Source organism: Acidimicrobiales bacterium, assembly GCA_016794585.1.
GTDB lineage: Bacteria > Actinomycetota > Acidimicrobiia > Acidimicrobiales > DATDAH01 > JAEUJM01.
Genome location: JAEUJM010000047.1, coordinates 1 through 25,363, shown reverse-complemented (window position 1 = coordinate 25,363; position 25,363 = coordinate 1). Strand labels below are relative to the sequence as shown.

Annotated in this window: 28 protein-coding genes; 13 read left to right on the top strand and 15 right to left on the bottom strand. The window is 72.3% G+C overall.

From position 1 onward, the window contains the following. Window positions 1-14: 14 nt before the first annotated feature. Window positions 15-869, bottom strand: coding sequence for an amidohydrolase family protein (locus JNK12_23880; GenBank protein MBL8778986.1), 855 nt, complete (start codon window positions 867-869; stop codon window positions 15-17). A gap of 58 nt (window positions 870-927) precedes the next feature. Between JNK12_23880 and JNK12_23875 the strand changes: the two genes are divergently transcribed. Together JNK12_23875 and JNK12_23870 are read left to right on the top strand one after the other, a co-directional pair. Then, a complete protein-coding gene (locus tag JNK12_23875; GenBank protein MBL8778985.1) occupies window positions 928-1,722 on the top strand; it encodes an SDR family oxidoreductase in 795 nt (264 codons plus the stop codon). 25 nt (window positions 1,723-1,747) lie between these two features. Next, complete coding sequence (locus tag JNK12_23870; protein ID MBL8778984.1) at window positions 1,748-3,103, top strand: aromatic ring-hydroxylating dioxygenase subunit alpha; 1,356 nt, start codon at window positions 1,748-1,750, stop codon at window positions 3,101-3,103. Between the two features lie 71 nt (window positions 3,104-3,174). Here the strand turns inward: JNK12_23870 and JNK12_23865 are convergent, their stop codons facing one another. The 3 genes from JNK12_23865 to JNK12_23855 are packed head-to-tail and all read right to left on the bottom strand — an operon-like array spanning window position 3,175 to window position 5,510. Continuing rightward, window positions 3,175-3,978, bottom strand: coding sequence for an alpha/beta hydrolase (locus JNK12_23865; protein ID MBL8778983.1), 804 nt, complete (start codon window positions 3,976-3,978; stop codon window positions 3,175-3,177). Window positions 3,979-3,992: 14 nt separating this feature from the next. Continuing rightward, the gene (locus JNK12_23860; protein ID MBL8778982.1) at window positions 3,993-4,370 is read right to left on the bottom strand and encodes a nuclear transport factor 2 family protein; all 378 of its coding nucleotides are present in this window, start codon (window positions 4,368-4,370) and stop codon (window positions 3,993-3,995) included. 15 nt (window positions 4,371-4,385) lie between these two features. Continuing rightward, entirely contained in the window at window positions 4,386-5,510 is a 1,125-nt protein-coding gene (locus tag JNK12_23855) for a hypothetical protein (GenBank protein MBL8778981.1), read from the bottom strand. A gap of 68 nt (window positions 5,511-5,578) precedes the next feature. Here JNK12_23855 and JNK12_23850 point away from each other — a divergent pair, with 68 nt between their 5' ends. Continuing rightward, window positions 5,579-7,594 (top strand): neutral/alkaline non-lysosomal ceramidase N-terminal domain-containing protein, encoded by a 2,016-nt coding sequence (locus JNK12_23850; protein ID MBL8778980.1) that lies wholly within the window; start codon window positions 5,579-5,581, stop codon window positions 7,592-7,594. A gap of 19 nt (window positions 7,595-7,613) precedes the next feature. On the opposite strand, the gene JNK12_23845 is transcribed toward JNK12_23850, so the two are convergent. After that, on the bottom strand, window positions 7,614-7,937 hold the full coding sequence (locus tag JNK12_23845) for a DUF952 domain-containing protein (GenBank protein MBL8778979.1): 324 nt from the start codon (window positions 7,935-7,937) through the stop codon (window positions 7,614-7,616). A gap of 60 nt (window positions 7,938-7,997) precedes the next feature. On the opposite strand from JNK12_23845, the gene JNK12_23840 reads away from it, so the two are divergent. Further along, a complete protein-coding gene (locus tag JNK12_23840; GenBank protein ID MBL8778978.1) occupies window positions 7,998-8,255 on the top strand; it encodes a hypothetical protein in 258 nt (85 codons plus the stop codon). A gap of 124 nt (window positions 8,256-8,379) precedes the next feature. Continuing rightward, the gene (locus tag JNK12_23835; GenBank protein MBL8778977.1) at window positions 8,380-8,769 is read left to right on the top strand and encodes an FKBP-type peptidyl-prolyl cis-trans isomerase; all 390 of its coding nucleotides are present in this window, start codon (window positions 8,380-8,382) and stop codon (window positions 8,767-8,769) included. Window positions 8,770-8,811: 42 nt separating this feature from the next. Here the strand turns inward: JNK12_23835 and JNK12_23830 are convergent, their stop codons facing one another. From JNK12_23830 to JNK12_23815, 4 genes are all read right to left on the bottom strand, one after another. Beyond that, on the bottom strand, window positions 8,812-10,002 hold the full coding sequence (locus tag JNK12_23830; protein MBL8778976.1) for a sulfotransferase: 1,191 nt from the start codon (window positions 10,000-10,002) through the stop codon (window positions 8,812-8,814). Next, window positions 9,999-10,433, bottom strand: a complete 435-nt coding sequence (locus JNK12_23825) for a VOC family protein (GenBank protein ID MBL8778975.1) — start codon at window positions 10,431-10,433, stop codon at window positions 9,999-10,001. Before JNK12_23825 ends, JNK12_23830 begins: the two co-directional genes overlap by 4 nt. 71 nt (window positions 10,434-10,504) lie before the next feature. Next, window positions 10,505-11,770: an MFS transporter gene (locus tag JNK12_23820; GenBank protein MBL8778974.1), complete on the bottom strand. Its 1,266-nt coding sequence runs from the start codon at window positions 11,768-11,770 to the stop codon at window positions 10,505-10,507. Next, entirely contained in the window at window positions 11,767-12,294 is a 528-nt protein-coding gene (locus JNK12_23815; protein MBL8778973.1) for a winged helix-turn-helix transcriptional regulator, read from the bottom strand. Before JNK12_23815 ends, JNK12_23820 begins: the two co-directional genes overlap by 4 nt. Before the next feature lie 87 nt (window positions 12,295-12,381). Here JNK12_23815 and JNK12_23810 point away from each other — a divergent pair, with 87 nt between their 5' ends. Next, the gene (locus tag JNK12_23810) at window positions 12,382-13,353 is read left to right on the top strand and encodes a magnesium transporter CorA family protein (GenBank protein ID MBL8778972.1); all 972 of its coding nucleotides are present in this window, start codon (window positions 12,382-12,384) and stop codon (window positions 13,351-13,353) included. On the opposite strand, the gene JNK12_23805 is transcribed toward JNK12_23810, so the two are convergent. After that, on the bottom strand, window positions 13,350-13,514 hold the full coding sequence (locus JNK12_23805; protein ID MBL8778971.1) for a hypothetical protein: 165 nt from the start codon (window positions 13,512-13,514) through the stop codon (window positions 13,350-13,352). The two genes, JNK12_23810 and JNK12_23805, sit on opposite strands and share 4 nt — an antisense overlap. A gap of 19 nt (window positions 13,515-13,533) precedes the next feature. Between JNK12_23805 and JNK12_23800 the strand changes: the two genes are divergently transcribed. Genes JNK12_23800 through JNK12_23790 form a run of 3 tightly spaced genes read left to right on the top strand, consistent with a single transcriptional unit; the run spans window position 13,534 to window position 16,233 of the window. Continuing rightward, a complete protein-coding gene (locus tag JNK12_23800) occupies window positions 13,534-14,169 on the top strand; it encodes a hypothetical protein (GenBank protein MBL8778970.1) in 636 nt (211 codons plus the stop codon). 13 nt (window positions 14,170-14,182) lie between these two features. Next, a complete protein-coding gene (locus JNK12_23795; GenBank protein MBL8778969.1) occupies window positions 14,183-15,085 on the top strand; it encodes an EamA family transporter in 903 nt (300 codons plus the stop codon). Between the two features lie 5 nt (window positions 15,086-15,090). Continuing rightward, window positions 15,091-16,233, top strand: a complete 1,143-nt coding sequence (locus JNK12_23790; protein MBL8778968.1) for a metallophosphoesterase — start codon at window positions 15,091-15,093, stop codon at window positions 16,231-16,233. On the opposite strand, the gene JNK12_23785 is transcribed toward JNK12_23790, so the two are convergent. Then, entirely contained in the window at window positions 16,223-17,017 is a 795-nt protein-coding gene (locus JNK12_23785; protein MBL8778967.1) for an alpha/beta fold hydrolase, read from the bottom strand. The genes JNK12_23790 and JNK12_23785 overlap by 11 nt on opposite strands. 43 nt (window positions 17,018-17,060) lie before the next feature. After that, a complete protein-coding gene (locus JNK12_23780; GenBank protein MBL8778966.1) occupies window positions 17,061-18,518 on the bottom strand; it encodes a sulfatase in 1,458 nt (485 codons plus the stop codon). Window positions 18,519-18,604: 86 nt separating this feature from the next. On the opposite strand from JNK12_23780, the gene JNK12_23775 reads away from it, so the two are divergent. Beyond that, window positions 18,605-19,966, top strand: coding sequence for an MFS transporter (locus JNK12_23775; protein ID MBL8778965.1), 1,362 nt, complete (start codon window positions 18,605-18,607; stop codon window positions 19,964-19,966). Between the two features lie 63 nt (window positions 19,967-20,029). Here the strand turns inward: JNK12_23775 and JNK12_23770 are convergent, their stop codons facing one another. Then, window positions 20,030-21,232 carry a thiolase family protein gene (locus JNK12_23770; protein MBL8778964.1) on the bottom strand — a complete coding sequence of 401 codons (1,203 nt, stop codon included), beginning with the start codon at window positions 21,230-21,232 and terminating at the stop codon, window positions 20,030-20,032. Then, window positions 21,232-21,729: an OB-fold domain-containing protein gene (locus JNK12_23765; GenBank protein MBL8778963.1), complete on the bottom strand. Its 498-nt coding sequence runs from the start codon at window positions 21,727-21,729 to the stop codon at window positions 21,232-21,234. Before JNK12_23765 ends, JNK12_23770 begins: the two co-directional genes overlap by 1 nt. On the opposite strand from JNK12_23765, the gene yaaA reads away from it, so the two are divergent. After that, window positions 21,719-22,435 carry a peroxide stress protein YaaA gene (gene yaaA, locus JNK12_23760; protein MBL8778962.1) on the top strand — a complete coding sequence of 239 codons (717 nt, stop codon included), beginning with the start codon at window positions 21,719-21,721 and terminating at the stop codon, window positions 22,433-22,435. The two genes, JNK12_23765 and yaaA, sit on opposite strands and share 11 nt — an antisense overlap. On the opposite strand, the gene JNK12_23755 is transcribed toward yaaA, so the two are convergent. After that, the gene (locus JNK12_23755; GenBank protein ID MBL8778961.1) at window positions 22,422-24,047 is read right to left on the bottom strand and encodes an alkaline phosphatase D family protein; all 1,626 of its coding nucleotides are present in this window, start codon (window positions 24,045-24,047) and stop codon (window positions 22,422-22,424) included. The genes yaaA and JNK12_23755 overlap by 14 nt on opposite strands. 73 nt (window positions 24,048-24,120) lie before the next feature. On the opposite strand from JNK12_23755, the gene JNK12_23750 reads away from it, so the two are divergent. Further along, the gene (locus JNK12_23750) at window positions 24,121-24,615 is read left to right on the top strand and encodes a hypothetical protein (protein MBL8778960.1); all 495 of its coding nucleotides are present in this window, start codon (window positions 24,121-24,123) and stop codon (window positions 24,613-24,615) included. Window positions 24,616-24,640: 25 nt separating this feature from the next. Next, the gene (locus tag JNK12_23745; protein ID MBL8778959.1) at window positions 24,641-25,162 is read left to right on the top strand and encodes a hypothetical protein; all 522 of its coding nucleotides are present in this window, start codon (window positions 24,641-24,643) and stop codon (window positions 25,160-25,162) included. Window positions 25,163-25,363: the final 201 nt, after the last annotated feature.

Genomic DNA, 25,363 nt, shown 5'->3' with positions numbered 1-25,363 from the left:
CGCTTCGGCCAGCGCTACAGCTTGAAGACCCGCTGGGCGTTCTCCCGGAGGAACTTGGGCCACACGTGGTCGCGGAAGGGCACGTCGGGCAGCTCGGCGAAGATGCGCTCGAGGCTCAGGCCCATCGGGAAGTAGCCGGCGTAGAGGATCTTGTCGGCGCCCCGGGTGTTGGCGTAGTCGACGATGGCCTGCGGGTAGTACTTCGGGGCGAACGCGCTGGTCATGTAGTGCAGGCCGGGCCACTTGAGCATCAGCTTCACCGCCAGCGCCTCCCACGGCTCGGCGCCGTGGCGCATGACGATGCGCAGCTCGGGGAAGTCGTAGCAGACCTGGTCGAAGTGCATGACGTCCTGCACGTCGGACGGGAGGCGGGGCCCGGCGATGCCGGCGTTGGCCACGATCGGGATGTCGAGGTCGATGCAGGTCTGGTAGATCGGGTAGTAGCGACGGTCGCTCACGGGCACCGGTGGGTTGCAGCCCGAGGGGAACGTCGTGACCGCCTTCAGCCCCCACTCCTCGTGGGCCTCGCGGATCTGTCGGACCGCCTTCGTGATCGCGTTCGGGTCGATCTCGAGGCTGGGCGCGAAGCGGTCGGGGTGCTGGCGCAGGGCCCGCTTCGCGGCGTCGGACTGGACGCCGACAAGGCCGATCTCGACGCCGCACTGGTCCATCGCCGCGAGGGTGATGGCCACCGCGTCGTCCTCGGGCTCCTTGTGGTCCGGGATGTCCTTGAACATGTACTCGGCGGGCATCTCCATCTCGGCCGACTCGGCGTCGCGGAGGTTCTTGCGGAGGTAGTCGTACTTCTCCCGGGACTCGGCCGAGGGGAAGCCGATCATGAGGTCGATGGCACGGATGTCGGTGGGCATCATCGCCCGGCAGTGTGCTCCGACCGGGCCGCCCGCCGCCAACAGCCATGATGGACGCATGGGAACCATCGCCATCACGGGGTCGGCGTCGGGCATGGGGGCGGCCACGCGGGCACGCCTCCAGGCAGACGGGCACACGGTCATCGGGGTCGACCTCCACGACGCCGACATCGAAGCCGACCTGGGCACGCCGGAGGGCCGCCAGGCCGCCATCGACGGCGTCCTCGCCGCGTCGGGCGGGGTGCTCGACGGCTTCGTCCCCTTCGCCGGGCTCGGTCCCCTCCCCGACCGTCCGGGACCCATCGTCGTGTCGGTCAACTACTTCGGCGCCATCACGCTCCTCGAGGGCCTGCGCCCGGCCCTCGCCGCAGCCCCCGACGGCGCCGCCGCCGTGGCCATCAGCTCCAACTCGACCACGGTCCAGCCCGGTGTGCCCGCCGCCGTGGTCGAGGCCTGCCTCAGCGGCGACGAGGCTGCCGCCCGGGCGGCGAGCGAGGCCGACGGGTCCTTCGGCGCCTACCCGGCCACGAAGACCGCCATCGCCCGCTGGTGCCGTCGCGCCGCGGTCACCGACGAGTGGATCGGCGCCGGCATCAACCTCAACGTGGTCGCCCCCGGCATGGTCGCCACCGCCCTGGTGGACGAGGGCCTGGCCGACCCGATGCTCGCCCCCTTCCTGAAGGACTTCCCCCTCCCGGTGGGCCGGCCCGGCAAGGCGGAGGAGCTGGCCGCCTTCGTGGCCTTCCTGCTCGGCCCCGAGGCGAAGTTCTTCGTGGGCTCGCTGCTCTTCGTGGACGGCGGCACGGACGCGCTCTTGCGCCCCGACGACGTCCCGAACAACTGGGTGCTCTGACCGGACCGGACGAGGGGGACCCGCGATGACCGACCTCCACGAGGCCGTCCACACCGACGAGGCGCCGCTCGGCGCCACCATCCGCACCGGCATCGGCGCGACCGGACCGGTGACGGTGCCGGCCGACCGGTACACCTCGCCGGCCTTCGCCGCCCTCGAGCACGAGCGGTTGTGGCCCCGGGTCTGGCAGCTCGCCTGCACGGTCGACCACGTGGCCGAGCCCGGGTCGGTCTTCGACTACCGCCTCGCCGACCGGTCCGTGCTGATCGTGCGCGGCCAGGACGGCGAGCTGCGGGGCTTCGAGAACGTGTGCCTCCACCGTGGGAGCGAGCTGTGCCCCGGCTCGGCCACGGGTCTCGACGAACTGCGCTGCCCGTACCACCGGTGGAGCTGGGACCTCACCGGCCGCCTGCGCGAGGTGCCGTCGCGCAAGGGCTTCGGTGTGCTCCCGCCGGAGGACTACGCGCTGCGCACGGTGGCGGTCGCCACCTGGGGGCCGCTGGTCTTCGTCCACCCGGGGCCCGCCGACGGCGACCACCCCGACCTGGCCGAGTTCCTCGGCGAGGTGCCCGCCGACGTGGCCTGGGCGGGCCTCGACGACTTCCGTTGCCGCTACCTGGTCAGCATCCCGCTGGCCGCCAACTGGAAGACGATCATCGACGGCTTCAGCGAGACGTACCACGTGCAGGGGATCCACCGCGAGATGCTCGGCAGCGTCGACGACGTGGACGGCCCCCAGACCATCTGGGACCACCACGGCAAGCTCGAGCAGCGCTACGGCCTGCCGTCGCCGCGCCTTCGGAACCGCCCCGACGACGAGGGCGTGTGGCAGTCGTTCGTCGAGGTCATGGGCGAGCGCATCGGCATCTCGGACAAAGCCACCGCGGGGCCGGCGCCCGAGGTGCCCGAGGGCTCCTCCTTGCGGGACGTGCTGGCGGGCCGCCTGCGGGCCCACAACGAGGCCCAAGGGCTCGACTTCTCGGCCTACGACGACGACCGCCTGCTGACCATGTCGCAGTACAACCTGTTCCCCAACATCACCATGGTGGTGTTCCCCGACCTGCTCTCGGTGGTGCGGGCCCGCCCCGGCGCCACCCCCGACGAGGGCGTCATGGACGTGTTCGTCTTCGACCGGGTGCCCACCGAGCCGGCGCCGCCCCGCACGCCGCCCCTCGACGTCACCCTGCCGCCCGACGGCGACCTGCCCATCGGCCTCGTCCTCAGCCAGGACGTGGCCAACGCCGAGCGGGCCCAGCGGGGCCTGCACCAACCCGGGTTCACCCGCGTCACCCTTTCCAACGAGGAGTGCCGCATCTGGAACCTCCACCGCAACCTCGAGGCCTGGCTGGGCATCTCCCCCACCGAGATCACCGGCCGCTGACGCTCTCACCGCCTGCAGGGAGTGGGCCGCAGTGGCGACAACTCCCTCCAGTGAGTGAGAGCGACTGCCGTTCAGGCGAGGAACTCGGCGACGACCTCGAGCAGCCGGGGGTGGGCCTCGATCTGCGGCAGGTGGGCGGTGGAATCGAGGCGCTCGAAGCGGGCGCCGGGGATCATCGCCGCGAGCTGCTCGGCGGCGCCCTGCTCCTCGTCGGTGTCGAGGTCGCCGACGAGGACCAGGACCGGGATCGTGAGCTGCTCCAGTCCCTCCCAGAGCTCGGGCACGCCCACGGTCCCGCCGGGGTCCTCGGCGGCGAGCGCCCGCCCGTTCATGGCGAGGAACCGCTCCCGGGCGGCGCCGCCGACCCGGCCCTCGGGCGCCGTCGGCCCGTCCAGCCACAGGTGGGCCTCGAGGCGGTTCACCTCGTCGAGGTCACCGGCCTCCTCCGCCGCTTCGAGCGACGCCACGAGGTCGCGCCACGAGTCCGGGATCGTGTCGGGGTAGACCCCCTCGACGCGCACGCCAGGCGCCATCAGGACGAGGCGCTCGACCCGCTCGGGGTGCAGGAGCGCGAGGTCCATCGCCGCGGTCCCGCCCATCGAGCACCCGACCACCGCCACCGGCTCGTCGACCCCGGCGTGGTCCAGCACGGCGACGGCGTCGGCCGGCGTCGAGTGGGGCTCGGGCGTGTACGAGGTCTCGCCGAACTTCCGCTGGTCAAAGGCGAGGCAGCGCCGCGACCCCTGCAGGTCGTCCACGACCGCGCGCCAGGAGCGGCGGTCGGTCACGCCGGCGTGGAGGAACAGCGCGGGCGGGCCCGAGCCCTCGTCGTCGTAGGCGATCTGGGCGGCTCCCGACGGTGCGAACGAGGTCACGCCGCTCCCCTACCTCAGCCCATCTGCGACATGAACTGGTTGAGGTCGAAGTAGTCCCGCCAGGCGCTGATCTTCCCGCTGGCGTTCACCTCGAACGTGCCCATCACCGGCAGGTCGATGCGCTTGCCGCCCGGGTACAGGAACGTGTCCACCCGCTCGGTGAGCACGGTCGAACCGTTGGCGGCGATCGCGTTCGTGGCGAACGTCACCGACTCGACGCCGGCGGCGAAGTTCGCCACGAACTCCCGGATGGCCTCGATCCCCACCACGGGGTCGACGGGGATGTTGTGGTACACGCAGTCGTCCGACAACAGCGCGATCGACGCCTCGATCTCATCGGGCGTCCCCCACGCGTCGCAGAACTGCTGCACGATCTCGATGGGCTCGGGCATGGCAGGTCTCCTGGTTCAGGGGGCGACGGAGCCGAAGTCGGCGAAGCCGGTGGGGTCGTGGCGGCCGAAGGTGCCGTGCTCGAACATGCCCCAGCCCTCGACGGTCGGGCCGTCGCCGTCGGTGCACGTGGCGCGGGCGACGTGGTCGATCACGCCGAAGGGGACGCGGCCCATCACGGCAGGGTCGGACATGTCGAAGGTGAGCGAGTCGATGTGGTCGCGGCCGAACCACTGGCCGTGGTTCCAGTCGGGGTCGCCGCCGTAGCCGGGCCCGGCGTTGAGGGCGACGAAGCCGAGGGTCTCGACGTCGATCACCACGGGCGTCCCGTCGTGCTTGGCCATGGTCAGGCGGGCGCCTTCCGGGTGGCGGGTACCCGACGCATAGCGGATGTCGACGCGGGGCCAGCCGAGCTGCTCGACCTTGCCGTCGGCGTAGACGCGCACGGCGTCGTTCAGGGTGCGGTGGCCGTCGCCGTCCTCCTGGGCGATGAGCACGACCGCGAAGTCGTCGAAGCGCAGCGGCACGTACATCCACCAGAACCCGTAGTCCGGAGGCGTCTCCGCGGCGGTGCGACCGGCAGGCTCGGCCTCGCCGGTCGGGCGGATGCCCCAGGAGCGGTCACGGGTGCCCAGCCACACATCGGGGGTGACGGCGATCTCCTCGCCGTCGAGGCGCAGGGTGCCCTCCCAGCTGCCCACCTGGGCGAAGCGGCAGGCGTCGAGGATCACCTTGGGGCCCTGGCGCATGACGTGGTGCGGCTCTTCGACCACCGGGAACGAGCCGGTCCAGGTGAGGTCGAACCCGAGGCCGTGGTCATCCGCGTCGCACACCAGGTGGATCACGTTCAGCGGCTCGACCACCTCGATGCGGTAGGGCCCGACCTGCTGGTTCAGGCGGTCCTCGCTGATCGCGTCGGAGATGCGCACGGTGTGCTGGCGGTCGCCCCGGCGCACGGTGGCGTAGGCGTCCATCGTGCCGAGGTTCGGGTAGTAGCCGAGGCCGGTGACGAGGAAGATGTCGCCGGTGCGGTCGTGGGCGTTCAGGTAGCACCGGTCGTAGGCGTTGCGGTCGCTCGTGGCGGGGTACTGGAGCGACAACGACGTCTGGTGCAGGGGGTACTCGTCGGCAGGAACGGGCATGCGGGCAACGTAGTGCCCTGGGCGGCGGCGAGAGGCACGACGCTCCCCGAGCGCGCGAGGGTGAGGGCATGGCGGAAGATCCAGCGCGGCCAGAAGCGTTCCTGTCGACGCCGTTGGCGGCCTTCGTCGACGGCCACACCCGTCGGGCCCGCTTCTCGGTGCGGCCGACCCCGATGCCGACCCTGCCCCACGAGCCCCGCCTCCTGGCCGGCGCCGCGGTCGCCGATCTGACCCCTCCCCCGGGCATGCCCAAGGCGGGCTACTCGGCCAACGCCCAGGACGGGCAGGGGGTGCGCACCCGACTCCGGGCTCGCGTGCTGCACCTGCGGGCGGGCACGGCCTCGCTCGCCATCGTCCAGTGCGACCTCCTGGGCGGCTCGTCGGTGGTGCAGCACCTCGTGGCCAAGGCCGTCGCCGGTCGCACCGACGTCCCGCTGGCCGGGCTGATGATCGGCGCGACCCACACCCACGCCGGCCCCGGCCAGTTCCTCGGCACCGACTTCTACAACCGCTTCGCCTCCAACCGGTCGGGCTTCGACCCCGCCTACACCGACTTCCTCGTGCGCCAGATCGCCGGCGCGGTGATCGAGGCCGTCGAGTCCCGCTCCCCCGCCGTGCTCGCGACCGGCCGCACCGAGGTGTGGGGGCTCACCCGCAACCGCTCGCTCGACCCCCACGTCGACAACGAGACCGTGGCTGACAAGCGCACCGAGCCGCAGCGCAAGTACGTGTCGGTCAACCCGTGGCTCCACCTGATCCGCGTCGACCGCGAGCGCCCTGACGGGGCCACCGAACCGCTCGCCGCCACCGTGATCTTCTCGGTCCACGGCACCGGCATCTCGATGAAGGCCCCCGAGTACAACGCCGACGTCTGGGCGTACCTCGTCGGCGAGCTCGACCACCGCATCGAGGAGGCGCACGGCACCCGGGCCGTCGTCGGCGCCATCGAGGGGACCCATGCCGACGTGGCTCCCGCCATCCGCCCGGGCGCGCCGGGACCCTTGGAGGCGGCCCGCATCGGCCGTGGCGTCGGCGCGGAGGCAGCCGCTCTCCACCAGCGCCTCGGTGACGAGTTGCGGTCCGAGGTCCGCCTCGCCACCGCCTTCCGGGAGATCGACCTGAGGGCCGACCGACGCATCGACGGCGTCGAGCTGCCCGAGCGGCCCGCGGTCGGCGCCGCGCTGGTCGCCGGTGCCCACGAGAACCTCACCCCGGTGATCCACCGCCTGCCGCCGTTCAAGCCGGGCACACCGAAGCGCTGGGGCAAGCCGAACCCGCAGGGCGAGAAATGGGTCCTCGGCACCCGGTGGCTCCAGCCCCTGTTCGTGCCGCCCCGCTCGTTCCCCCGCATCCTGCCCGCCCAGCTCCTCGTCATCGACGGCACGGCCGTGGTCGGCCTGCCCTTCGAGATCACCGTCGAGTCGGGGCGGCGCATCGAGGCCGCGGCCGCGGCGGCCCTGACCTCGTCCGACCTGGCCGTCGAACGGGTGGCGGTGTCGTCGCTGGCCAACGAGTACTCGGGCTACGTCGCCACCGCCGAGGAGTACCGCCTCCAGCACTACGAGGGCGGCCACACCCTGTACGGCCCGAACACCCAGGCCTTCCTCGCCGCGCAGCTGGCCCGCCTGGCGCGAGACCTGGGCGGCGCCGGCCGGGTGAGCGACGTGGCCCACGAGCGCCGGTGGGACCTGCGGGTCCACCGCTACCTGCCCGAGCCCCTCCCCGTGGACGTCGAACGGTGCTGGGTGGGGCCGGCCCGCTTCGTGGACCCCACGCCCCGCAGCGACGGCTGGTGGGAGGCCGAGTGGGTCGACGTCGCCCCCGGCAACCTCGAGTGGCACCGGCCCCTCCTGCGGGTCGAGGCATCCTCCGGCGAGGGCCCCTGGGAGCCGGCCCGCTTCCGGGGGCGCCCCGTGGACGACCAGGGGTGGGCGGTCGAGATCACGTTCCTCCGCCAGGACGACGACCGCCACCACTACCGGGTCCGCTGGCACGATCCCGCCTTCGCCGGCGACCGCCGCCACCGCTTCGTGCTGGAGGCGAACGGTGGCCAGCCGGAACTCGCGTCCGACCCCTTCGACTGAGGGGCACGGCCCGCCGCCCTCAGGCCGGTGGCGCCTCGATGGGGTCGACCGAGACCACCGCCGCCACCGGCAGCGGGCCGTACACGTGGGGGAAGGCCTCCGGCTCGCCCTCCCACCGCAGCTCGACGTCGCCGAGGCGGGCCGGGTCGATCTCGAGGCGCACCAGGTCGGGGAGGCCCCGGTAGAACCGGCCGAGGGTGCCCGGCACCTGCGCCGCCGTCGAGCAGTGGATGAAGCCCTCCTCCTCGAGCGTGCGGTCGACGGTCGAGCGCCGGTACTCGCCGGCGGCGGCGGCCTCGGCCCAGTCCGTGGCGCGGGTGACGTGGAAGATGTTCTCGGGCACGACACCAGCATGCCGCCTGGTTTTCACCCAGCTTTACGCCGAGGTCGACATCCTGGGCCCATGGATGCGAACCACCCCCACCCCATCCGGACCGAACGGGTGCTCGCACGAGCCCTCTCCACCGCCCTCGACCCGACCATCTCCGGTGACGCCCGGGTCGACGAGGTCACCCGGGTCGCCCACGGCGACCGCAAGGTGCTCGAGGCCGCACTGCGCCGACTCGACGCCGAGAGCGGCGACCACCGGGGTCTCGCCGCCACCCGTGCGGCCACATCACTCCAGCTGGCCATGCTCGACACCGTGATCCACGCCAACTGATCGCGATCCGCCGCCACTGATCTCCACCACCGCCGGGCGGGTCCCCTCCCTTCCCGCCACGGCGTCTCCGGGCCCGCCGGACCTATCGGGTGACCTCCCTCCCATCACCCGGTAGGTTCGGCGGATGCCCGACCACGATCTCAACGAGAAGCCCCACGTCTACGTCCCCCCGGGTGAGGCTCCACCGGCCGACCTGGTGCTGGAGGACCTCGTCGTGGGTGACGGCCCCGAGGCCACGCCCGGCCAGAACGTCAACGTGCACTACGTCGGGGTGGCGTGGAGCACCCGCCAGCAGTTCGACGCCTCCTGGGACCGCGGCGACATCTTCTCGTTCGGCCTCGGCCAGGGCCAGGTCATCACCGGCTGGGACGAGGGTGTCGCCGGCATGAGGGTGGGCGGCCGCCGCCGCATCACCATCCCGCCCCACAAGGGCTACGGCAAGGCCGGCGCCGGCGGCGTCATCAAGGGCGACGAGACCCTCGTGTTCATCGTCGACCTGCTCGGCGTGGGCTGATCGCACCGCCGGCCCCGGGCACCGGGGCCGGCGCTCGCCCCGTCAGCCCAGCTTCTCCGAGGGGATGTCGAAGTAGTCCTGGTAGCGCTTGGCGCGCTCGCGCAGCGCGCCCTCGTCGAGGCCGGTGTCGGCGAACGAATACTGATGGGTGCCGTAACCGTCGCCGGGGTGAGCGGCGAGGAACTCGCGCATGGCGGCCTCGGCCTCGGCGGTGTACTCCAGGCCGAAGCGGTCGTAGATGCCACCGATGGTGCCGAAGGGGTCGGCCATGAAGTCGCGGAACTGCACGTCCACGATGCGACCAGGGGCGACCGTGCCGTCCTCCCGGGCGTCGACCGACCGGTCCAGCCCGTCGAGCACGTACTCGGACCACTCCTCGGCGGCCTCGGTGATCTCGTGGTGATCGCTCGTCATCTGGCGCAGGGTGGCCAGCAGCGAGCCGAGCGAGGCGATGATGCGCAGGGGGTCGCGATGGGTCTGGATGAGCAGCGCGTCGGGGTACTCGGCCAGCAGCGCGTCCAGGCACCAGATGTGCCCTGGCGACTTCAGCACCCAGCGGTCGCCGGGGTGGTGCCACTGGAGCAGCTGGAGCACCTTCCGGTGCCAGCGGTAGGCCGGCGCCATGTCGGCCTCGTTCAGCAGCCACTGGGCGTATGACGGCACCCGGAACAGCGTGGGGAACAGGAGGCTGCGGAAGTCGCCGCAGGTGATGCGCACGCATTCCTGGGCCAGCAGGGCGCCCATGGGGTGGATGGCCTGGAAGCCGGGGATGAGCAGCTCGCTGGCGTCGCCCTTGGCCTGGGAGATGGCGATGCGGGGATCGGTGTCGTAGGTGGCCGTCTCGGGCGGGGGGCAGGGCTGGTCCACCTCCCAGGTGAGGGGCACCCGGTGGGCGGGGTCCTGCGCCAGCAGATCGAGGAGGATGGTCGTGCCCGTGCGGCCCTGACCCACCACGACGATCGGCGGGGTGACGTCGCGCTCGGCCATGTCCGGGTGGCGCTTGTGCCAGTCGGTGACCTCCAGGCGGTTGGTCAGGTTCATGCGGGCGTCGTCGGCGGCGACGAAGACCCCGATCTCGTGCAGGCGGGACTCGGTGCGCTGGGAGTCCAGCAGGCGCTCGAAGCCCTCCCGCCAGAACGGCTCGCCGAAGTCGTCCAAGCCGGTGGCCTCGACGACCTCGGTGATGAGGGCGTCGGCGTCGAGCGGGGTGAGGTCCACTTCGGGGGCGCTCACGACGGCATCCTCATGAGCTCGAGACGGACACCGTCGGGGTCGGTGCAGTAGACGAAGTCGAGGGCTCCGTCGGCGAGCGTCGTGCGGGTGTGGTCCAGCACCGTCCCCCCGTGGGCGGCGACCGCTGCGGCCACCGCCTCCACGTCGTCCACCCGGAAGCACAGGTGGGTGAGGCCGAACTGGGTCATCGGTCGGCGCTCCTTGGTGCCGCCCGGCTCGGGCGCCGCGAACGACAGCAGCTCGATGGCCTGGCCGTCTCGGCGCAGGAACTGCGAGTGCAGCTGGACCCCGTCGAGCTCCATCAGCGGACCGAACTCGTCGCCGACGTCGAAGGCCTCGGCGGCCTCGAATCCCAGGGCCTCGCAGTAGAAGCGCGTCGATGCCTCGACGTCGCTCACGCAGACCCCCACGTGTGACAGCACTGTGCTCACGGTCCCCCCGTTGTCGTGTGGGCCAGGAGCCTAAGCCAGCGGCGCCGGCCACAGGGCACGAGCGCCGACGGTCAGGCCGGTTGCGTCCCCGGTGCCACCAGCAGGTCGGCATCGTCGGCCCCGGCCGCGGCCCGCTGGTGGGCGGCGCGTCCCCAGGCGGCGGCGCCGAGGGCGGCGAACCCGCCGAGGGCGAGACCGGCGCGGGCCCCGAGGACATCGCACACCACGCCGAGGATGGGGCCGCCGACGGGCGTGCTGCCCAGGAAGAGGATGGCCTGGAGCGCGAGGACCCGCCCTCGCATGGAGGGGTCCGACTTCATCTGGACGATCGCCGTGGAGGTCGTCAGGAAGGTGATGCTGGCGACGCCGACGAGGAAGCCCAGCGGGAAGGCGATCCACAACACGGGCGACAGCGCGAGCGCCAGCATGGCCAGTCCGAAGAACGCGGCCGACACGACGACGTGGGGCGTCTCGACCTGCGTGCGCCTCGCGCCGACGAGGGCACCGACGAGCGAGCCGGCCGACATGGCCGACAGCAGCAGGGTGAACGTCGACGGCGCCCCGTCGAAGGTGTCGGTCACGAACAAGGGCAGGACCACCTGGAAGTTGAAGGCCAGCGCACCGATCACACCCATCATCACCAGCGGGATGAACAGGTCGGGGGCCCGGCGGACGTAGTGCAGACCCTCGCGGACCTGTCCCTTCGCCCGCTCGGCCACCGCGCTCGGGCGCAGCTCAGTGGTGCGCATCATGGCCAGCGCAACCAGCACGGCGACGTAGGAGAGGCCGTCGACCACGAAGGCCCACCCGAAGCCGACCGTGACCGTGAGCAGGCCCGCCAGCGCCGGGCCGACGATGCGCGAGCTGGTCATGACCGCGGAGTTGAGGCCGACGGCGTTCGGCACGGCCTCCTCCGGCACCATCTCGACCACGAAGGCCCGTCGGGCCGGGTTGTCGAAGGCCATGGCGAGCCCGCCGAGGGCGGCCACGGCGTAGATGGCGACGAGCGGTGGTTCGTCCATGAACGCGAGGGCGGCCAGGACGAAGGACTGCACCATCGCGCCGACCTGCACGATCATCAGGAGCTTGCGCTTGTCGGAGCGGTCGGCCACCAGACCGGCCCAGGCACCGAGCAGGAGCACCGGACCGAACTGGAAGGCGGTCAGGAGGCCCAAGGCGACGCCACTACGGGTGATGGAGAGGACCAGGAGGCTCTGGGCCACCAGCGTGAGCCAGTTGCCCACCTGGGAGATGCCCTGGCCGACGAAGAAGAGGCGGAAGTTGCGGATGGCCAGCGAGCTGAAGGTCTCGCGCGTGGCGAGTCGGAATCGGGTCATGTGGCGGGTCTTTCAGAGGCAGGTGCCTCGGCGTTGGTGAGGGCCTCCAGGACGTCGACCGCGTCGGCGAGGCGGCGGACGTCGTCCTCGTCGAGCTCGGTCAGGCGGGTGGCGAGCCAGGCGGTGCGGCGACGACGGGCCCGCTCGAGGTGGCGCCGCCCGGCTGCGGTGATGGCCACCCGGCACACCCGGCCGTCGTCGGGATCGGGCCGGCGGCTCACGAGGCCCTTGGCCTCGAGCTTCTGCACGGCCTTGGTGATGGTCGGCGCGGCGACCTGCTCGTGGGCGGCCAGCTCACCGAAGGTGAGCGGGCCCGAGCGGCCGATGGTGGTGAGCGCCGCCAGCAGCGTCGGCGGCATGCCGCTCTGATCCTGCTGGCGCAGGATGCGGGCCAGGCGGGCGACGACCACCCGCAGCTGCCCGGCCAACTCGGTCGTGTCGGTCCTGTCGGTCGTGTCGGGCGCCTCGTCACCGCTGCGGTCGCGGCCATCGAGCCGGTCATCCTGGAGGGCGGCGCTTGGCATGGAAGTTAGTTTACCAAGCTAACTACTTTCTGCCACGTGGGTGCACGCCTCCCCTCGACAGGGACGGGGCCGTGGCACCATCTCGGCATGGATGCGGGTCCGCGGGTGACACTCGTCGACGCCGGCGGGATCGAGGTCGACCCGTCCTGGGAGGTGATCGCCCAGCACCGCGACGCGGGCACCACGATCTGGCTCGACCTCCAGGATCCGTCCGACGAGGACATCGACCGGGTCGGTGACCTCTTCGGCTTCCACCGCCTCGCCATCGACGACAGCCAGCGCTTCTCGCAGCGAGCGAAGCTCGTGGTCTACGAGGACCACGCGTTCGTCGTCGCGTTCGCGGCCAACGTCGACAGCGAGCACGACCGGACCGAGGTCCACGCCTACTACCGCCCGGGCGTCATCGTCACCGTGCACCGCGAGCCCTGCCCTGCGGTCGAGGAGTGGCTGGCCAAGGGCTTCGAGCACGAGTTCGACGCTCCGGGCCTCTTCCTGCTCTACCGCCTGCTCGACTCGCTGGCGGGCAGCTTCCCGCCGGTGCTCGACGAGATCGACGAACGACTGGTCGAGCTCGAGGACGCGATCCTCGCCGACCCGGATCCGAGCCACATGGCCGTGCTCACGTCGCTCAAGCGCCAACTCAGCCACCTGCGCCGGGCAGTCATCCCGGGCCGGGACACGCTGGGCGGGGGCACCAGCCTCGCCATCGAGGAGCTGCCGGGCATGAGCGACGAGGCCCGGCGCTACTTCCGCGACCTCTACGACCACCTGGTCCACGTGGCCGACCAGGTCGACAGCGAGCGCGAGCACGCCGCCTCGGTGATGGACGTCTACCTCTCGACGGTCAGCAACAAGCAGAACGACGTCATGAAGCAGCTCACCGCCGTGTCCACGTTCTTCCTGCCCCTCATGTTCCTCACCGGCTTCTTCGGCATGAACTTCGCCTGGATGGTCCGCAACGTCGAGGGGCCGGCGCCCTTCCTGGCGCTCGGTGTCGGCCTCCAGGTCGTGAGCGTCGCCGCGGTGCTCGTGCTGCTGAAGCGGCGGGGCTGGTTCTAGGAAGCGGCGCGCTCGTCGGCTTCGGCGAGGCGGCCACGGAGGCGGTCGCGCAGCTCGTCGGCGTCGTAGTGCTGCCAGGCCCGGCGCCGCCGGACCAGCACGTAGCCGGTGGCGGCCACGCCGACGATGCCGGCGATCCCGAGGAGCTTCCAGACGCGCACGACACGTAACGTAGCCGTCATGTCCGCCCCGACGACCCTCTCCCTCGCCGAGGCGGCCGACGTCACCTCCACCGGCGACCTCTGGCTCTTCCGGGGACGCAAGGCCGCCGACCGCGCCATCCGGGTGTTCACCAACAGTCCCGTCAACCACGTCGCCATGGCGGTGACCATCGACGACCTGCCGCCACTGCTCTGGCACGCAGAGCTGGGCCAGTCCCTTCCGGACGCATGGACGGGCGAGCCCCACCGGGGCGCCCAGCTGCACCGCTTGGAAGACGCCGTGATGACCTGGGTCCACAAGTACGGCCAGACGCCCTATTTCCGCCAGCTCGACCACGAGGTCACCCGCGAGATGGAGGACGAGGTCCTGCGGGTGGTGAACGAGTTCGACGGCCATCGCTTCCCCCACACGGGCACCCTGGCGAAGCACTGGCTACTCGGCCGGGTGCGGCGCGGCGTGCCCCTGGAGGACATCTACTGCGCCGAGCTCGTCGCCCTGACCTACCAGCGCATGGGCCTGCTCGATGCCAAGCGGCCGGTGAACTGGTACGACCCGGGGCGCTTCTGGAGCGGCGACGAGCTCGACCTGTCCGCCGGAGCCTCCCTGGGCGAGGAGATCCACGTCACCGTGCCGGCGCCGGCCGAGCGCTGGTAGACGGGGCGACGAGGTGACCCGACGAGGCTGGGTGCTCTTCACCGCGATGTCGGTGATCTGGGGCCTGCCGTACCTCTTCATCAAGATCGCGGTGGAGGACCTCGACCCGTCGGTCGTGGTCGCCGGGCGCACCATGATCGCCTTCGTCCTGCTGCTCCCTGTCGCAATCCACCGCAAGGCGTTGCGCCCCGTGCTCGCCCGCTGGCCGTGGCTCGTCCTGTTCGCCACCATGGAGATGGCCATCCCGTGGCTGCTGCTCACGGACGCCGAGCAGCGCCTGCCGTCGTCGCTCACCGGCCTGCTCGTGGCCACCGTGCCGCTCTTCGGCGCCATGGCCGCCCTGGGGCTCGGCGACCGCTCGGTGCTCGCGCCGCGGCGCCTCGCCGGGCTGGCGCTCGGCATGGCCGGCGTCGGGCTGCTCGTCGGCTTCGGTGGTGAAGGCGGCACGGTCGACGTCCGCAGCGTCGTGCAGGTGCTGATCGTGGCCGTCCTCTACGCCACGGCCCCGTTCGTGGCCGACCGGCGCCTCTCCGACGTGCCGACGCTCGGCGTGGTGACGGCCGCCATCGGCGGGGTGGCCTTCCTCTACCTGCCAGCGGCCGTCGTGCAACGGCCGGACACCACCCCGCCCGCCGACGCGCTCTGGGCCATGGTCGGCCTCGGCGTGCTCTGCACCGCCATCGCCTTCATCGTGTTCTTCGCCCTCATCGACGAGATCGGCCCGGCCCGGTCGACGCTCATCACCTTCGCCAATCCCGCGGTGGCGGTCACGCTGGGGGTCATCGTCCTGGGCGAGGCCCTCACCGTCGGCTTGCTGCTCGGCTTCCCCGTGGTGCTGGCCGGTTGCTGGCTGGCGGGACGGCGCGACGAGCCGATGTCCGAGCTGGACGCCGAGGCCGCGGTCGCTCCCGTCTGATTCCCGTGGCCCCGTCGACGCTGAGCCTCCTGCTGGCCCTGCTGGCGGTCCCCGTCTTCGTCGGCGGGGTATGGGCCATCGCCCGCCGCCACCACGGCATCGAGGCGGCGGCCTTCGAGCTGGGTCTCGCCGTGCTGATCGGGGTGGGTCAGCTGGCCGTGGTCCTGGCGGTCGGGGGCAACAACTTCGACGCCATGTCGGTGGTGTACCTGGACGTCGTCGTCGCCCTGCCGCTCATAGCCTTGATCCTCCTCCTCGGTGGCCTGGTGGGTCGGCGGTGGGGGCTCCCCCGCCTCGGCCGGGTCGCGTCGATCCTCGCCGTGCTCGTGCTCGTGGCGCTGCCCCTCTTCGGCTTCTACGCCACCCACGTCGAGCCTTACGCGGTCTCGGTGGACCGCGCCTCGCTCGCCCTGCCCGCCGAACGCTCGGGCGACGACGTGATCCGCGTCGGCGTGCTCACCGACCTCCAGACCACCGAGATCGGTGGCTACGAGCGGCGGGCCGTGCGCCTGCTCCAGGAAGAGCGCCCGGACATCGTCTTCGTGTGCGGCGACCTCTTCCAGGGGACCCCCGGCCAGTTCGCGGCCAACCGGGAGGCGCTGCGCGACCTCTTCACCGGCATCGACGCACCCGGCGGCGTGTACGTGGTGCAGGGCGACACCGACGACGGGCCGACGCTCGCCGAGCTGTTCGCGGGAACCTCGGTGACGTACCTCTGGAACCAGGTCGTGGACACGCAGGTCGCTGACCGCAGGGTGCGCATCGCCGGCCTGGGGCTCGGTCGGGGCCGCGAAGGACGGGCCGCGCTGGCCGAGCTGACGGCGGCGCCACCGACGACGGTCCGCCTCGCCCTCACCCACCGGCCGGACTGGATCACCGAGGTCCCCGGGACCCCTGGCGCCGTGGACCTCATGGTCGCCGGCCACACCCACGGTGGCCAGATCCAGTTGCCCCTCATCGGGCCCCTGATGACGTTGACCGACGTGCCTCGCGACGTCGCCGCCGGAGGGCTCCACGACATCGAGGGGACCCCGATCTACGTGAGCCACGGGGTCGGCCACGAGCAGCAGGGAGCGCCCCAGATCCGCTTCCTCGCGCCCCCGGACGTCGGGCTGATCGAGCTCGGAGTCGCCGACCTCAGCTCTTGAGGAAGGCCTGGACGTCGGGGAACGCCGCCGGGTCCTGGGCCAGGAAGGCGTGGCCGCCCTCGTAGAAGCGCAGATCGGCATCGGCGATCCGCGATGCGATGGCCTCGCTGTTGGCGGGCGGGGCGATGCCGTCGTAGCGGCCGCCGGCGACGAGCGTCGGGCAGGTGATGCGGCCGAGGCGATCCCAGACGTCGTGGTTGCGGCGGGCACCGAGCTGCTCGGCCTTGCCGCGGGCCTGCTCGGGATCATCGGGCTGCGAGCGGCGCGCCACCATCATCTCGACCAACGCCTGGTCGCTCGGGTGCGACGCCAGCCACTCCGGCGTGAAGCGGGTGTCGAGGATGCTCAGGCCGATGGCCGCCTGCTCGGCCGGCGGGCGGTCACCCAGCTCGTGCAGCGGGTACGACGAGCCACCCTCGCCACCGGGAGAGGTGCAGAGCAGGGCGAGGCGCTCGACCCGCTCGGGCACCGTGACCGCGAGCTCCTGGGCCACCATCCCGCCGAAGCTGATGCCCAGCACCCGGCAGCGCTCCCAGCCGACGTGGTCGAGCAGGGCGATGGCGTCGGCGGCGTAGTCGGCCATCGTGTACGGCCCGGGTGGCACCTCGGTCTTTCCCAATCCCCGCTGGTCGTGGGCCACCACCTCGCACCCGGCGGCCAGCACGTCGACGATGAGGGCCGCCTCCGCCAGCGTGGAGCCCGAGCCGTTCGCGAAGAGCACGCGGGGCCCGGTCCCCCGCTGCTCGTAGTAGACCTCGATCCCGTTCAGCGCGGCGGTGGGCACGGCGCGACCCTAGGTGCGAGCAGCGCTCTCCCGCCGGGTGCGCTCAGCCCAGCTCGTCGGCGTGGCGGGCGAGGAGCACCTCGACCCACTCGCCACGGTCCGTCGACCGCAGGCGCTCGAGGTAGGGGCCCAGGTGGTGGCGGACGTGGAACGGCCCGCCTTCGCGGCGCACGGCGTCGAGGGGGTCCTCCTGGCCGCTGCGCTCGAGGTGCTCGGCCGTCCAGGTCTCGAGGAGCCGCGCGCCCTCGGCGGTGCGCTCCGGCGCCGAGGGGGCGAGGTCCTCGGTCTCGTGGGGGTCGCGGGCGACGTCGAACAGCATCTCGTCGGCCCAATGGCCGTGGTAGCCGTCGTGCCAGGTGCGCAGGTACAGGTGGTCGTCCCACCGCACGGCCCGCTGGCACGACCACGCTCCCTGGGAGATGACCAGGTGCTCGCGGCCGGGCCCGCCGATGTCGACCGCCTTCCCGTCCCACTGACGGCCGGGCTCGATCCCGGCCAGGGCCAGCGTCGTGGCCGCGATGTCGAGGTGGTATTGCAGGCCGTCGTGCACCGAGGGGGCGACGCCGGGCCACCGCAGGACGGCCGGGATGTGCGCGGTGGCCTCGTCCGCGGCCTGGTGGTCGGCGTAGACCCCCAGCTCCCCGAAGGCCTCGCCGTGGTCGCTGCTGACGAGCACGGCGGTCTCGTCCAGCACTCCGAGGCCGTCGAGCTTGTCCAGCAGCGTGGCCAGCGCGTCGTCCGCGTAGCGCACCCCGACGTCGTAGCCGTCGAAGATGGCCTTGACCGCGTCCATCGACGAGGCGTCCCAGGGCTGGCGGGGTGGAGGGTCGCCCCACTCGTCGGGGCGGAAGCCCCAGGGCTCCTGCGCCGAGTGCGGCCCGGACAGGGTCCAGTTCCGGGCGCGGACCGCCTCGGTGTGCCAGGCCGGGACGGGGTCGCCGGCGAACGGGTTCCCGTAGTCCTCGGGCGTGTTGTAGGGCGTGTGCGGGTCCCAGAGGTGCACGTGGAGGAACCACTCGTCGTCCCGGCCCCGGCGGTCCAGCCAGTCGAGGGCGCTGGGCAGCACCTGGTCCGCCCGCTCGATGCCCATCCCCCGCATGAGGTTCATCGACTCCATGAACCCGGCGTTCCACCACGTCGCGGAGTGGCGGAACGGGAAGCTCGAGATCGACGCCGTAGTCCACCCCGACCAGTAGAAGCGGCTGGCCCAGGCATTGACCGCCCACTGGCTGAAGAAGCCCCGCCGGGCCCCGACCGGGCGCAGGTCGGCGGCGAGTCCGCCGTGGTTGGCCACGCCGTTGCGGATGCCGAAGCTGCCGGTGCTCAGCGCGGTGCGGCTGGGCAGGCACGGCACGTCGGACGCGTACACGTTGGTGAAGCGCACACCGTCGGCCGCCAGCGCGTCGATGGTGGGCGTCGTGTCCCGGTGGTATCCGTGACAGCCCAGGTGGTCGGCCCGCAGGGTGTCGATGTCGACGTAGAGGAGTCTCACGACGGGCACCCGGGGCACGGCACGGGCGCATGCTGCCACCGAAAGGGATTCGCCGCCTGGCATCGACCCCGCGAAGATGCGCCGGTGAGCCACGCATGAGCGAGTCGGGCGACGAGGCGGCCGCGCCGACCGGCCACTGGGACCGCTCGGTCACCGCGCTGTTGCTGAGCGTCTTCTGCGCCTCGTCGGCGGCCTTCGCCGGCGTCACCGCCCTCGGCATCCAGGTGTTCGACCTCACCGGCCGCGAGATCGACCTCGGCCTGCTCGGCCTCGCCGAGTTCGCGCCGGCCCTCCTGCTCGTCCTCGTCACGGGCTCGGTGGCCGACCGCTTCGACCGCCGGCGGGTCACCGCCATCGGCGCGCTGTCCGAGGGGGCGGTGGCCGTCGTCCTGGCCTGGTACGCCGCCAGCGACCCGACTGCGGTCGCCCCCATCTTCGTGCTGGTGGTGCTCTTCGGCACCGCCCGCGCCTTCGTCGCCCCCACCTCCCGCTCGCTGCCGGCCGACCTGATGGCACCAGAGGACCTGCCGTGGCTGGTCGCCCGCCACTCCGCCACCTGGCAGCTGGCCATCATCTTCGGGCCCGTCCTGGGCGGCACCCTCTACGCCGTCGACCCGGCCCTGCCGTACGCCGCCATGGCCGTGCTGCTCTTCACCGCGGCGGTCTCGGTGAGCCTCGTGCGCATCCGCCCCGACGCCCACCACCCGGTGTCCGAAGCCGCCGAGGCGCAGGAGACGCTCCTTCGGGGGGCGCCCCTGCTCGAGGACCCCGTCGACGCCGCCGCCGTCGAAGCCCTCGAAGCGCCCTCGGCGACGGCCGGGGTGGCGCCCGCCCGAGTGGGCCACGAGGCGCTCGAGGGGCTCCGCTTCATCCGCCGCACCCCGATCCTGCTCGGGGCCATCTCCCTCGACCTCTTCGCGGTGCTCTTCGGCGGGGCCATCGCCCTGCTGCCGGCGCTCGCCGAGCAGCGCCTCGGCGTGGGCCCCGTCGGCCTCGGGTGGCTGCGGGCGGCCGGCGGCATCGGCGCCGGCGTCGTCACCCTCCGCCTCGCCCGGCATCCCCTGAAGCGCCACGTGGGGCGCATCCTGCTCGTGGTCGTCGCCATCTTCGGCCTCGGCACGATCGTGCTCGGCGCCACCACCAGCTACGCGGTCGCGTTCGTGGCCATGCTCGTGCTGTCCGGGTCGGACGCCATCAGCGTGTTCATCCGGGCCACGCTCGTCCCCCTGGTCACGCCGCGGGACAAGCGCGGGCGGGTGCTCGCGGTCGAGAACGTCTTCATCGGGGGATCCAACGAGCTCGGCGCCTTCGAGTCCGGCGTGGCCGGCCAGTTCTTCGGCGCCGGCGGCGCGGTGGTGCTCGGCGGCATCGCCACCGTGTTGATCTCCGCCGGGTGGTGGGTCTTCTTCCCCGCCCTGCGCGACGTCGACAGCTTCCCGGCGGGCGCCGAGGACTGAGTGGACCCGGCGCCGCCGACCCGCACGGGGGGGCGGCGGCGCCGAGCCGTCAGACGATCAGGCTCAGGCGGCCTTCTCGAGGATGTGCACGCCGCAAGCCGAGCCGAGGCCGATGACGTGGGCCAGGCCCACCTTCGCGCCCTCGATCTGGCGGTCGCCGGCCTCGCCGCGGAGGTGGTGGCACACCTCCCAGATGTTGGCGATGCCCGTGGCGGCGATCGGGTGGCCCTTGGACTCGAGGCCGCCGGACACGTTGACCGGGGTGCTGCCCGTGCGCCACGTGGCGCCCGACTCGAAGAACGGGACGGCCTCGCCCGGCGCGCAGAGCTGGAGGTTGTCGTAGTGGACGAGCTCGGCGGTGGCGAAGCAGTCGTGGAGCTCGACGAGGTCGAGATCCTCGGGGGCCACGCCGGCCTGCTCGTAGGCCTGGACCGCGGCCCGGCGGGTCAGGGTGTTCACGTTGGGGAGCTGCTGGCAGCCCTCGTCCCAGGGATCGCTGGTGAGCACCGACGCCGACACCTTGACCGCCCGCCGGCGCTGGTCGGGGTCGAGGGTCTTGAGCTTGGCGTCGGACACCACGACCGCGGCGGCGGCGCCGTCGCAGTTGGCCGAGCACATCGGCCGGGTGTTCGGGTAGGCGATCATGATGTCGCCCATGATCTGCTCGAGGGTCATGGCCTTCGAGTAGGCGGCCAGCGGGTTGAGCGTCGAGTGCGAGTGGTTCTTCTCGCTGATGCGGGCGAAGAGCTCGAACGTGGCGCCGCCGTGTTCGTAGCCGTACTCCATGCCCACCTGGGCGAAGACGCCCGGCATGATCTCGGTGCCGACGCGGCCGTCGAGGCCGGCCACGGCGCCGTAGCGACCCTTGGGCGTCCAGGTGTCGGCGTCCTCCTTGCGGCTGCCGCCGGAGAGCAGGCCGGCACCGGAGAGCTTCTCCACACCGACGGCCAGGCCCATGTCGCACTCGCCCGCCTTGACCGCCATGATCGCCGTGCGCAGTGCGGTGGCCCCGGTGGCGCAGGCGTTGGCCACGTTGTAGACGGGGATGCCGGTCTGGCCGATCTGCTTCTGGAGCTGCTGGCCGATGCCCGCGGCCGCGCCCATGAGGTTGCCGGCGGCCAGCACGCCCATCTCCTGGATGGTGACCCCGCCGTCGGCGAGCGCGCCGAGCGCGGCCTCGGCGGCGAGGTCGACGACGTCGTCCTCGGGCCGCTTGCCGAACTTGGTCATGGTGATGCCGAGGATCCAGATGTCGTCACTTGCCATCAGTTCGCCTCCAGGGGTGCGAAGCCGAAGCCGATCGCTTCGGTGCCGGCGCTGTCCTCGCCGATCGGGAAGGTGGTGAGCTTGAGCTTCATGCCCAGGGTGACGTGCTCGGGGTCGGGCTCGACGTCCACGACGTTGGCCCGCACCTGCGTGCCGTCGCAGTCGATGATGCCGGCCACGAAGGGCACGGGGATGCCCGGCGCAGCGAAGGCCACGATGGTGAACGACCGCAGCACACCCTCGGTGGCGATGGCCGCCTTGGTGAACTCGGTCTTGCCACACGAGGCGCACGCGTTGCGCCGGTCGAAGAAGCGCGCACCACACGCGGTGCACTCGTTCGCCTGCAGGTGGGGCTCGTCTCCCAAGACGAGGTAGTCCACCAGGGGGACCTGTTCGGCCACGTCCAACCTCCGGTCGTCGGGGAGGCCGAAGGTATCGCATCCCCTGGGTTCCACCGGAATGCGGTCGTGCGGCCATGATCGCTGGGTGCTGACCATCCTGTTGCCCCCCTCGGAGGGCAAGGCGCCGGGCGGGCGGGGCGCGGGGTGGGACCCGGCCTCGGGCCGGTTCCGGCGCCTGGCCGAGCAACGCCGGGCCGTGGCCGACGCGCTCGTCGCCGTCGGCGGCGGCAGCGAGAAGCTGCTCGGAGCGAGGGGCGAGCTGCTCGAGCGGGCCCGGGAGGCCAACCGGTCCGTGCTCGGCGCACCGACGTTGCCGGCGTGGCGGCGCTTCACCGGGGTCGTGTGGACGGCGCTCGGAGCGGCGGATCTGCCCCCGGAGGCCAAGGCGCGGGCCCGGTCCTCGGTGGTCGTGGTCTCGGCGCTGACGGGGCTCACGGCGTGGAGCGACCCGGTCCCCGACTTCCGCCTCAAGCTCTCGGTCGCCCCGCCGGGGTTGGGACGCCTCGACGCCTTCTGGCGCGAGCCACTGTCGGCGGCGCTCAACCGACACCTGGCGCGCCGCACCGTCGTCGACCTGCTGCCCCTCGAGCACCGGGCCGCCTGGGTGCCCGACCCGTCCCGCTACCGCCTGCTGCGCCCGGCGTTCACCACTGCCGACGGCAAGCCCGGCGGACACGGCGCCAAGGCGGCCAAGGGCGAGCTGGCTCGCGCCCTGCTGCTGGGCGACGACGTGGACGAGGTGCTCTCGTCGTTCGACGCCGGTCCCCTGCTCCTCGACGTGGAGGAGATCAGGTCGGCGTGAAGCCCTCGCCCGGGCGGGTGACGAGGGTGGCGTCGACGGTCACCGGGCTGGCCGCGTCGGTGTGGTCGGCCACCAGGCGGAACTCGGCGGTCCAGTCGTCGGGCGTGAGGGTGTTCTTGATCCAGCCCCGGTGGCCCACCTCGGAGTAGACGATGTGCGGGTTGTTGTCGAGGAGCACCTGCTGGATCCCGGCGAGCGCGTCGCCCGACGAGCCGATGCCCGGAGCGACCAGCTCGACGCCCACCTGCGCCGAGTCGGGGTCGTCGAAGTCCTCGAGCAGGTCGGCGGCCCAGCTCGTGTGGACGTCGCCCGTCAGCACGACGGGGGCGCCGGCCGCGTCGGCGAGGTCGGCGAAGAGGCGCTCGCGGGCCGTCGGGTAGCCGTCCCACTGGTCGAGGTTCCAGACGGTGTCGTCGCCGGGGCCGAAGCGCCACTGGTGGGTGACGATCTGCTGCGCGAGCACGTGCCAGGTCGCCTCCTCGGCGAGCCCCTCGGCCAACCAGGCCTCCTGCTCCTCGCCGAGGACGGTCGTGGACGCGGCGACGCTGGTGTCGCACCGCCGGCCGGCGGAGATGCCGGCCGCGGTCTCGCAGTCGAGGGGGGTGCGGTACTGGCGGGTGTCGAGTACGTGGATGGCGGCCAGGTCGCCCACCGCGAAGCGGCGGTGGATGGCGAGGTCGGGCCCGTCGGGCGGGTCGAGGCGGACCGGCATGTTCTCCCACCAGGCCCGGTAGGCCGCGGCCCGCCGCTCCAGCAGCGCCGCCGCGTTCGGCGACTCGCTCTCGGGGTCGGGGGTGTCCGACACGTAGTTGTTGGACACCTCGTGGTCGTCCCAGGTGACGATCCACGGGGCCACCGCGTGGGCCCGGCGCAGCTGCGGGTCCGTGCGGTAGAGGGCGTACTGGTAGCGGTAGTCGGCCAGGTCGATGGCCGTGATGACGCCGGGGCGCACGTCGCCGCCGGGATGCTCGTAGAGGTAGTCGCCGAGGCAGAGGACGAGATCGGGCTCCTGCTCGGCGAGGTCCCGGTACGCGGCGTAGCGGGCGCTGTCGTACTGGGCGCAGCTGACCTGGGCGATGACGAACTGCTCGGGCGACGTGCCCTCGGCCGGAAGGGTGCGGGCCCGGCCCCAGTTCGAGGTGAAGTCGCCGACCGAGAAGCGGTAGCGGTAGACGGTGTCGGGCTCGAGGCCCTGGGCATCGAGGTGGACGGTGTGGCCTTGGTCGGCCGGGGCGACGGTGACGCCCTCGTCGACGGTCTCGCCGCCGTCGGCGGTCTGGAGCTCCCAGCGGACCGGGACGTCGACGCCACGCGGCATGCCTCCACGGGCGGCGAGGGGCTCGGGAGCGAGACGGGTCCACAGGATGACCGAGTCGCTCAGAGGGTCGCCCGACGCGACGCCGAGGGTGAACGGGTCGCCGGGGAGGTCGGGCACGGGGAGCGTCGTGGTGGTGGCCGCCGCTCCCCCGCTGCCGCTGCCGCCGCCGTCGCTCGAACAGCCCACCGCGAGCAGCGCGCCCGAGGCCACGGTCCCGACCAGGAAGGCGCGACGGGAGATCCCAGGTCTGGTCGGGGTACTCGGGGTGCTCGGGGTGCTCGGGGTGTCCGCCATGGGCGAGGAATCTAGGGGTCGGCGGCGGGGCAGGGCGGGGATTCCCGTCAGACCCCCTCCGTACGTTCGGGGCATGCCCAACCACGTCGTCTCCCTGCCCATCGCCGACTGCCCCATCACCGCCGCGGTGCGCCACCGCCTCTGGACGCCGCCGCCGTCGCAGTCACCGCTCGTCGAGTGGTGGCGGCCCCTCGTCGGCTACGCCCGCCGGTGCCGCATCGACGAGTTCCCCTGGGCGATCTACATCGAGGACTTCGACTTCCTCGGCTCGGTGGCCCGCGACCGCCTGCCCACCGTCTCGATCTACCGCCACCACGCCGGCGGCGGCGAGCTCTGCCTCGGGCCCGACGGCCAGGCCTTCCGCTTCGCCTGGGCGTCCAGTGGCCGCAGTGCCGGCCGTTTCATCGAGTGCGAGCTGCGCACCGCCCTGTGGCGCGCCGACCTTCCCACCTACCTCGACACGATGTGGCTCGAGCGGGCGATGCCGTGGGACGACGACCCGGCGCCCGAGATCGACGACCCGACACCGGAACCGGTGGCGCCCCTCCGCCACCTCCGCGGCGTGTGAGGCGGCGGGTCGGCAGACTGTGGTGGTGAGGACCGGCCGACGCATCGCCGAGGACGACGCACACCCCTCCCGGTGGGCGTGGTGGGGCTTCGATGCTCCCGCGGCGCCGATCGAACCGCAGTCGCCGCTCGACGCTGCGCCGGTTCCGCCCGCCGCACCCTCGATCCCCATCGCCGGCTACGTGCTGCTGGCATCGAGCATCGTGGTCGCGATCGCCGGCCACCTCCCGCGGTTCACGGCCACGCCACCAGGGCTCCCAGCCGTCGACCCGATGACCTTCCAGGCCGCCGCGATACTCGCCATCGCCGCGATCGCGTTCCTTGCCGTCAGGCCGCTGCGCTCGTGGCGCTACGCGATTGCGTTCGCCTGTTCGCTCCTCACGTTGGCCCTCGCCGTGTACGACCTCGGTCGCCTGGACGGTTGGGCGAGGGCCCACCCCGACCTCTGGGCGGTTCCGAGCGTCGGCTGGTGGCTGGTCTTCCTCGGTTCGCTCTGCATGACCGGGGCGAGCGCGTGGCTCCTCGACCCGCGCCACCGGACCCGCTGAACGGGCGCTTCGATCAGCGCCAGGTCGAGCCGAGGCTGACCCCTCGACAGCACTCTTTCTTGATGCTCCTATGAATGGTCAAGAGGCTTGTTGGTCGAGCCAGGTGCGGTAGCGGTGTTCGAGCTCGCGGGGTCGGCGGGTGCCTCGTTCGAGTTCGCTGATGCGCGATGGGTGGGTGCCGAGCTCGGTTGCGGCGGTGGT

What these genes read in the sequence shown, in the direction of transcription:
- JNK12_23775 (MBL8778965.1), top strand. Translation starts at nt 18,605, where the DNA reads ATGAGCGAGTCGGGCGACGAGGCGGCCGCGCCGACCGGCCACTGGGAC.
- JNK12_23875 (MBL8778985.1), top strand. Translation starts at nt 928, where the DNA reads ATGGGAACCATCGCCATCACGGGGTCGGCGTCGGGCATGGGGGCGGCC.
- JNK12_23765 (MBL8778963.1), bottom strand. Translation starts at nt 21,729, where the DNA reads ATGGTCAGCACCCAGCGATCATGGCCGCACGACCGCATTCCGGTGGAA.
- JNK12_23820 (MBL8778974.1), bottom strand. Translation starts at nt 11,770, where the DNA reads ATGACCCGATTCCGACTCGCCACGCGCGAGACCTTCAGCTCGCTGGCC.
- JNK12_23850 (MBL8778980.1), top strand. Translation starts at nt 5,579, where the DNA reads ATGGCGGAAGATCCAGCGCGGCCAGAAGCGTTCCTGTCGACGCCGTTG.
- JNK12_23755 (MBL8778961.1), bottom strand. Translation starts at nt 24,047, where the DNA reads ATGGCGGACACCCCGAGCACCCCGAGCACCCCGAGTACCCCGACCAGA.
- JNK12_23840 (MBL8778978.1), top strand. Translation starts at nt 7,998, where the DNA reads ATGGATGCGAACCACCCCCACCCCATCCGGACCGAACGGGTGCTCGCA.
- JNK12_23860 (MBL8778982.1), bottom strand. Translation starts at nt 4,370, where the DNA reads ATGCCCGAGCCCATCGAGATCGTGCAGCAGTTCTGCGACGCGTGGGGG.
- JNK12_23835 (MBL8778977.1), top strand. Translation starts at nt 8,380, where the DNA reads ATGCCCGACCACGATCTCAACGAGAAGCCCCACGTCTACGTCCCCCCG.
- JNK12_23815 (MBL8778973.1), bottom strand. Translation starts at nt 12,294, where the DNA reads ATGCCAAGCGCCGCCCTCCAGGATGACCGGCTCGATGGCCGCGACCGC.
- JNK12_23810 (MBL8778972.1), top strand. Translation starts at nt 12,382, where the DNA reads ATGGATGCGGGTCCGCGGGTGACACTCGTCGACGCCGGCGGGATCGAG.
- JNK12_23855 (MBL8778981.1), bottom strand. Translation starts at nt 5,510, where the DNA reads ATGCCCGTTCCTGCCGACGAGTACCCCCTGCACCAGACGTCGTTGTCG.
- JNK12_23770 (MBL8778964.1), bottom strand. Translation starts at nt 21,232, where the DNA reads ATGGCAAGTGACGACATCTGGATCCTCGGCATCACCATGACCAAGTTC.
- JNK12_23800 (MBL8778970.1), top strand. Translation starts at nt 13,534, where the DNA reads ATGTCCGCCCCGACGACCCTCTCCCTCGCCGAGGCGGCCGACGTCACC.
- JNK12_23750 (MBL8778960.1), top strand. Translation starts at nt 24,121, where the DNA reads ATGCCCAACCACGTCGTCTCCCTGCCCATCGCCGACTGCCCCATCACC.
- JNK12_23870 (MBL8778984.1), top strand. Translation starts at nt 1,748, where the DNA reads ATGACCGACCTCCACGAGGCCGTCCACACCGACGAGGCGCCGCTCGGC.
- JNK12_23880 (MBL8778986.1), bottom strand. Translation starts at nt 869, where the DNA reads ATGCCCACCGACATCCGTGCCATCGACCTCATGATCGGCTTCCCCTCG.